The sequence below is a fragment of the Nostoc parmelioides FACHB-3921 genome, assembly GCF_014696625.1.
Classification (GTDB): domain Bacteria; phylum Cyanobacteriota; class Cyanobacteriia; order Cyanobacteriales; family Nostocaceae; genus Trichormus; species Trichormus parmelioides.
Map to the genome: position 1 here is coordinate 104,415 of NZ_JACJQL010000021.1, position 6,545 is coordinate 110,959.

The 6,545-nt window shown below is 37.9% G+C and carries 9 protein-coding genes; 6 read left to right on the plus strand and 3 right to left on the minus strand.

Features of this window, described 5'->3' with window-relative positions; all coding sequences use genetic code 11:
• Positions 1 to 39: 39 nt before the first annotated feature.
• The 3 genes from H6G14_RS15750 to H6G14_RS15760 form a co-directional block, all read right to left on the minus strand.
• Positions 40 to 798 (minus strand): DUF1822 family protein, encoded by a 759-nt coding sequence (locus H6G14_RS15750; protein WP_190568294.1) that lies wholly within the window; start codon positions 796 to 798, stop codon positions 40 to 42.
• Positions 795 to 1,490, minus strand: a complete 696-nt coding sequence (locus H6G14_RS15755) for a hypothetical protein (protein WP_190568295.1) — start codon at positions 1,488 to 1,490, stop codon at positions 795 to 797. Before H6G14_RS15755 ends, H6G14_RS15750 begins: the two co-directional genes overlap by 4 nt.
• 125 nt (positions 1,491 to 1,615) lie before the next feature.
• Complete coding sequence (locus H6G14_RS15760; RefSeq protein WP_185569292.1) at positions 1,616 to 1,876, minus strand: HNH endonuclease; 261 nt, start codon at positions 1,874 to 1,876, stop codon at positions 1,616 to 1,618.
• Between the two features lie 450 nt (positions 1,877 to 2,326).
• Between H6G14_RS15760 and H6G14_RS15765 the strand changes: the two genes are divergently transcribed.
• The 6 genes from H6G14_RS15765 to H6G14_RS15790 all read left to right on the plus strand — a co-directional run bounded on the left by H6G14_RS15765 (position 2,327) and on the right by H6G14_RS15790 (position 6,462).
• Positions 2,327 to 2,845: a hypothetical protein gene (locus tag H6G14_RS15765; RefSeq protein ID WP_190568296.1), complete on the plus strand. Its 519-nt coding sequence runs from the start codon at positions 2,327 to 2,329 to the stop codon at positions 2,843 to 2,845.
• Between the two features lie 27 nt (positions 2,846 to 2,872).
• Positions 2,873 to 3,436 carry a GNAT family N-acetyltransferase gene (locus tag H6G14_RS15770; protein ID WP_190568297.1) on the plus strand — a complete coding sequence of 188 codons (564 nt, stop codon included), beginning with the start codon at positions 2,873 to 2,875 and terminating at the stop codon, positions 3,434 to 3,436.
• Positions 3,433 to 3,972, plus strand: coding sequence for a hypothetical protein (locus H6G14_RS15775; RefSeq protein WP_190568298.1), 540 nt, complete (start codon positions 3,433 to 3,435; stop codon positions 3,970 to 3,972). Before H6G14_RS15770 ends, H6G14_RS15775 begins: the two co-directional genes overlap by 4 nt.
• A 335-nt stretch (positions 3,973 to 4,307) precedes the next feature.
• The gene (locus H6G14_RS15780) at positions 4,308 to 4,607 is read left to right on the plus strand and encodes an HNH endonuclease (RefSeq protein WP_071524687.1); all 300 of its coding nucleotides are present in this window, start codon (positions 4,308 to 4,310) and stop codon (positions 4,605 to 4,607) included.
• Between the two features lie 398 nt (positions 4,608 to 5,005).
• On the plus strand, positions 5,006 to 5,608 hold the full coding sequence (locus tag H6G14_RS15785) for a siphovirus Gp157 family protein (protein WP_190568299.1): 603 nt from the start codon (positions 5,006 to 5,008) through the stop codon (positions 5,606 to 5,608).
• Between the two features lie 425 nt (positions 5,609 to 6,033).
• Positions 6,034 to 6,462 (plus strand): hypothetical protein, encoded by a 429-nt coding sequence (locus tag H6G14_RS15790; RefSeq protein ID WP_190568300.1) that lies wholly within the window; start codon positions 6,034 to 6,036, stop codon positions 6,460 to 6,462.
• Positions 6,463 to 6,545: the final 83 nt, after the last annotated feature.

Below are 6,545 nucleotides of genomic sequence, written 5' to 3' on the forward strand. Positions count from 1 at the left end.
GTTTTGGGTGATTATATACATCATTCCCTGCCCCAAAAACTACGCAACATTTCCCCAAATTTGGGCTAATTTCTCCAATAGCATTTCGGCTAAATCTTGTAATTCGCTATCATCTTGCTGGGTTATTTCACGGGTAGCACCAACAGCAAGAGTATCTCCAGCTAATATTTCCCCTCCGGCGTACCGCCACTCAAATTCATCGCCAGTCCGGTAAAGAAGCTCAAATTTTGCCACAATCTCTGATAAAGGTTTATTGTCTAATACAGAACGTACTTTTACTGCCACTGAGTCATCAGTTTGTAGAAAAGCGATCGCTTCTTCAAGACGAGTGATTTGCTCAATCAAAGCATCAATAGGTTGGAGTTGTGACACTTCTAACTGTGCAGGCGGATTTACTTCATCAAAGGCAGGTGCAAATCCCAATAGTTGTACTGAATCTAGGCTTTCCTGAAACTGTATAGCTACATAACCAATCCGATTTTCGCTAGTGCCTGGTAATAATATGACAGTTTCTTGGGGTAAAACTGGACGGCATTCTAAAGTTCCCACATTTGGAATTACCAAATCAGCTGCATTCGATAAAGCTGCTTTTACTGGATTCCAACAATCTGATTCCTGAAAGTTTGTTGGTATTTGCAACCATTTTAAATAACTATGAACTGCGTAAACTGCTAACGCATTCAAATAAACTCGCTTACCTTTTTCTACTGTGCTTTGTTGAGCCGCTAAATGTCTGGCTCTAGAATGAATTTCTAAATCTAGCGGAACCATTAATAAAGGGGAAGTTGTGCTACTCATAACGATTGCTCCTGTTTATATCCCAAATTTTCAGCAATTTTTTTCAGCATCGGTTTGCAATTTCTGTTCCAATGCGAATTAACAGTTGTGTAAGGAATGCTCAAGTCTCGCGCTATATCTGCAACTTTGTCAGGTGGTTCTTTGAGTACTAATCGTTGGCTGAGGAATTGGCAATTACACTCAACACAAGAACGAGGATAACTATTTTTGAGCTTTTCTTCGGGATCTTGCTCAATATAATGCTCTAATTGAAGACCAATTCGTTGGTTATTTTCTCGCTGAGAATTTTCAATTAGACTATCCAAACCACTCAAAGTAGAATTGGGTAATTTATCCAGCAGAGTTATTTCCCCAAAATCTGAGGCTATGGGAGCATCTAAGCTGAGTGGAGCATTTTTATCTGGAGAGTATAAATCTTGAATCCGCCAGCGAAGGTAACTGTTAACCCATCTCACCAAACTTTCTGCAACCGAGTCAGAATTAGGCTCAAATTCAGAAATATTATTGCTAATCCACTTGAATGTAAGGTTTAGAGCTTCTGGATAATCAGGATGAGAGGATTTGCGTAATCCTGGAAATTGCTGGATTTCAAGTAGTAATCGATTCATGGCCAATCGCCATTGTCGGCTCTTAGGTACGTGTTGACGTATCTGCGTAATTAGACCGATCAACTGTTGCTCTAGATCATCCATGCCACTTTTTTAATAGGCGGTTTTTGCGATCGCTATTATGGCATTTGGCTAGAAGCTTACACCTATAACGATATCTAATAATTTTCGGGGGCATCTTTTCACAAAATTCAACTGGATGGTTGTTCTTAGGAAGTTTTATTTGCCAGATCAAAAAGATTTCTTAACCGTGGAGGTAACAGACTGTTACCACGAGAATTATTGCAACTGAAACAAGCCAAACGCAAATTCGAGAGACTATTAGATCCACCCAGGCTCTTGGGAACCAAGTGTTCAATGGTTCTTTCCGATTTGGTCATTTGCTTACCACACCAGCAACAATGGTTTCCATACATTTGTAGTAGTTGGTGTCTCTTGCGACGCTTAGAGGCTGGAGACATATTAGCCATAATTCAGCTGCCTGAGTTTCAAGGTTTGAAGGTGTTCACTTGCTTAACAGGGCAGTATTAAAAAATGACGCAAAATTTTTAAGGGCGTTTTAAAAAGCAGAAACTATAGCAGTTCTCGTTTGGATGCAACGGTAGCTTATTGGTGTCAACTCAACCTTAAAAATGCGGTTAGAAACCGCACGCCAGTCGGCTCAAGCCGAGCCAACCACTTGCCGGGGGAACCTCCATTGTGGGGACTGGAGTAGGAAACCATGCACGGCAGTTCCTCCACGAGAAAACCTCCAAAATCAGACTGCCGATCTGCGCTAACACTACGGTGCTCGCTCGTTACACAAACAAAACTTCCCTCCAGGTAAGGGATTAGAACCAACAGAGCGTTCTGATTATTTTGTAACTGAAAGCTAAAATTTTAATAATGTAGGGGTATATCTGACGAAGCAATGCAGGGAAATGAGCGAACTATATAAGGCTGGAATCATTGAGGTAACAGAAGCAGAAGACGAAGATGAGGATGAAGATTTATTTGAAGTTGCGGTACATTTTGACGGCGATATTTTTCTTCCCAGCGTTGTTTTTGAAGGCAAAGACCACGCATTGAGGCAAGCTAAAAAACTTTATGATTGGCTAGAAGCTAATCCAAAAGAAATTAAGGGTGAGCGACTACGTTGGCAATCATTCACAGTTAATCGCGAATCTTTAAGAGAATATCCAGCTTGCTATTTACCTTACTACTACTCAAGATATGAGCAAAGTTTAGAAGTTTCAATTTTTGAGCGAGACCAAGAAGCCATTGCTTATGGTTGGTTGAGTGCTGAACCTTTACCTTACTATGTGGATAAAGAAGATAGTTTGGTAGTTCTTGGAGACATTTCAGATGATGCTGTGCTTGCTGGTTGGCATAAAGCTATTGATATACGCATTCACATTTACTCTTTTATCTACCAGTCAAATAGCAGTCACAAGCTTTAATAATCAGTTGACAATTAGGAGCTTTAGGTGCAGCGAAAAATTTCATTAAAAAGAGGTAGCGATAACACATCTGTTGAAGCCTATCTGGTAGATTTAGGACAAAAAAATGTTGATGATTATGTCAATGATTGGGTCGAAAAGTTAAGGTTATTTACTCAAGAAGATAAATACTGGGACTGGATATTTAAATTAAGATATATTGCTAATCAAGCAAATCTTGAAGGTTATGCAGTTGAGTGCGAAAACAAAACTCAAGGATTAATGATAATAGAAACACAAATGCACGGTTCCCGGTTGAATATTGGTAAGAGACTAGTTTATGTTGATGGTATTGCAACTGCCCCCACTAACCGAATTGAAATTCAGCGTCCGCCTCAATTCAAAGGTGTTGGTCAAGCACTGTTAAATTTCGCCAGAATTAGAAGTGTTGAGCTAGGGTATGAAGGTAGAGTTGGGTTGCATTCTTTACCAAGGTCTGTAGGATTTTACGAAAAACAAAATATGTTTAACTGCGGGACTGAAGAAGAATACGATAATTTGGTTTACTTTGAGTATGGTGTATTGAGACGAAAATCAGGTGAAAATTTATGAATCATCAACAGCAAAGTAATAATTCTCAGGTGAATGAGCCAGTAACAACCCAAGAAGCTATAGATTTACTTTTTGGTGAAGGATGGCTCGATGAAGCTGTTCGTATCGAAGATGAAGCCAATTGCACTATTGGTGCTGGTTTGGATTGGGGTAATGCACTACCACCTTTAATGCTTAACCTTCCTTTATTTGGTCGCCTATCAACGCTGCGTGTATCACTTAACCGTGAAATCAGGCTAATAATTGAAACATGGGATTTAGGTGTAGGTACAAAAGCGGCAACGGAGACTGCAAGAAGACGCATAAAAGAACGGTTGCTATCTCCTGAGCCTGAGCTATTACCTTACTTAGAAGCCACCCTGCTGCAAGATGATTTATACGGTGAAGAGTTTATATCTAACCGCGAAGCACTCAAATCGCTACTTGCAGTACTGCTTACTGATTCTGATAGAGCAGAAATTGCAGAGACAGCTGCTAATTCAATACGCGCACAAGTTATGTCGCGGGTGAATTTTTCCGAAAAACTTTCTGCTTAAATACTCAATATAAAAACAATAATATTGCATCAAATTAAATCAAATTCATCAAAGGGGCAACCGCAAGAGTAATAGGTACTTTGTGTGCGTCAATCATTAGCTTGCTCCGCTAGAAATCCATACCAATATCAAAGACTTATATTTTATTTTTTGGCGTAACTTGCGTTATTCAATTACAATAATCAGTGCATATCTATTCTTTTTTAAAAGTTAAGAGTCCCTTAACTAAGCAAATAAATTTATAAACCAAACTGAATATAAAAAATTAAGTATATTATGATAAACATTAACGATATAATCAAAATTATTTTTGTGTAACCCAAAAGGACTGATTAATGACTAGCAAAACCCGCAGTCGCTATTCTTCAAACTGGGATACTATCGCACTTGAGGTCAAATCAAAATCCGACTGGAAATGCACACGCTGTGGTATACAATGCTTACGCCCAACTGATAAAAGAGATGGGTTAAATCGTAGAGAACGCAGTATTAAAACTTTAGTAGTTCACCACTGGAATTATCTGCCCGAAGATAATCGAGTCGAGAATCTCGCGGCTTTATGCACGGCTTGTCATCTGCTGTTCCATACGCGACGACGGGGAAACATATCACCAGGACAACTATCTTTGTGGTAGAAAAGCCAGTAGTTAAAGATAAATCAATAGTAGATAGTTATGAGAAAGGTAAAAAAGAAATATTATCTTTCTAAGTCAATATCACAACATTTGCTGACGCAATAACTTCATTGAAAAATTGAAGTTGTATAGACATGAAAACTACTACTAATTATAATCTAAAAGCTAACAAAAAATTAGTAACCTCTGCCCAGCAAATTCAACAAATAAGCACCTTAATAAGCGAGGCGGATTACTACGACTACGAAGCGGGATTAGCACAAGAAAAGTCAGATTACTATCACTTGCGGTACGGGTACTAGATTCAATCTCCCTTCAAGCATCAACTCTTCCTAGTCAACAAGCAGTAGCAGGTAACTAGGTAACTGCTACTGGCTTTTCATATCAAAAAGTAAATCATGACTCAAGCAATTGAACGCGAAATCAATCAACTCACGCTCAAAGAGTTAAGCTTAGATGCTGCTAAACTCTGGTCACAGATAGAAGAAGCAAGCGAGTTAGGCGAAGAAGGTAAAGTAGAACAACTCGTACAAGAACTTATAGGTGTTCAAGATGGTATCGAAACCAAAATTGATGCGATCGCCTGGGTAGTAGACCAGTTAAATCTTGACCTTGAAACCTGGGAAGAAAGAAAAGCACGAGTAGCCGAACTCCACGATCGGGTAATTTCACGTCGTAAAACTCAACTTGAACAAATCAAGCGTACCCTGATCCATCTGCACGAGATTGGATTAATCAGTGACAAAAATATTGGTAAAGAAAGGGTAATTGAAATCAGGGATAATCCGCCCAAAGTCGCTAACTTACTAGTAGAGGTAGATGATCAAGATTTTCCTGATGAATTTAGAGTTATTAAGTACCAAGCTAATAATAAGGCAATTCTTGAAGCCTATAAATCTGGTAAAGATATTAGCGATGTTGCTGAGATAACTATTGGGAAACAGGTACGGTTTAAGGTGCAATCAGCTACTAAGGGGCGCAACAAGAAAAACCACAACTAATGGCATACGCCTTAACCATGTAAATCAAACACAGGTATATCCCATCATCTTACAAATATATCATCAAATGGTTAAGAGTCAAATCTTAATCATTTTTATTTTTTTTAACCTATACCTCAATTTCAAACTTATTAAAAAAATTATCAAAACTTTGCTTAGATTTAAAATCAGTGAAGATTTAATCGGTAAAACAGTAAATATCAATTTTAGCAACAGTAACTATACCTGGCTAAGTACAAACATTGTTATGATAGTTTGGTAAATTTAACCTTATTTGGTGTGGTTCAATAAGTAATTGAATTTATTATGTATTTTATAATTTCCAACTATCAAGATGATAATTCAAACTAGCCTTAAGTTTAATCTTAAGGTATGCAATCACCATAAATAGAAATTAAATATTAGCTATCGGGAGCCACCTTCAAATGTCATATCATCAAAATCGAAGTATAGTTATCCGTAAGGCTATTATCAACAGTTTATTTATTATTTGGTGTTTGGTTTGGCGTACTGGTTTGGGGCTAATCTTTTTCATCATATATGCTTCTCTTGGCTACATATATAACTGGCCATTCTACCTTCCAATTTCGATTATTTTGGGATTTGTTCCTTGGGGCTGGAAAGTGCAAGAAGAAAGAAGGATTAGAGAAGAAGAACAAAAAATGAAAAATTTGAAAAACAAAATTGAGGATGGTGTTATCTATGCCAAAGTCGAATCAAATGTCGAGATAAATTACAGGGGAGTTATCTTCCTTAAATCAGTACTTGGTCTATTTGTTAGCGGATTTTGGGGAATGATACTTGGCTGGAAAGCTATTTGGAATATGATAACTCATTTCTTGCACCAACCGTAGTCACACGCACACGCAAGATAAACAAGTGTTTAACTGTAACAGCAGGTGAATAGAATCAGCTAAGTAATTATTGTTTTAAAAAG